Source organism: Janthinobacterium aquaticum (assembly GCF_009208565.1).
GTDB lineage: Bacteria > Pseudomonadota > Gammaproteobacteria > Burkholderiales > Burkholderiaceae_D > Janthinobacterium.
This window is the reverse complement of record NZ_WFLK01000054.1, coordinates 1-277: the sequence shown is the minus strand read 5'-3', so window position 1 is coordinate 277 and position 277 is coordinate 1. Positions and strand designations below refer to the sequence as shown.

Annotated in this window: 1 protein-coding gene; it reads left to right on the top strand. The window is 57.4% G+C overall.

Annotation, left to right across the window (positions count from 1 at the left end; translation table 11 throughout):
- A partial coding sequence (locus GCM43_RS25595) for a cadherin-like domain-containing protein (protein WP_193315753.1) occupies positions 1-277 on the top strand: 277 nt, incomplete at both ends.

The following is a 277-nucleotide window of genomic DNA, read 5'->3' as shown; positions in this document are numbered from 1 at the left end:
GAAGACACGGTCAAGACCGGCAATCTGCCACCCGCGAGTGATGTGGATGGCGACACCGTTACCTACACCAAGGCCAGCGATCCGTCGCATGGCACGGTTACCGTCAATCCGGATGGCAGCTACAGCTATGCGCCAAAAGCCGACTACAATGGCAACGACAGCTTCAGCTACACCATCAGCGATGGCAAGGGCGGCAGCAATACCTATGTGGTCAATATCGTCATTGATCCGGTCAACGATGCACCAGTCGGCAGCGGCACCACGATTACCACGCCTG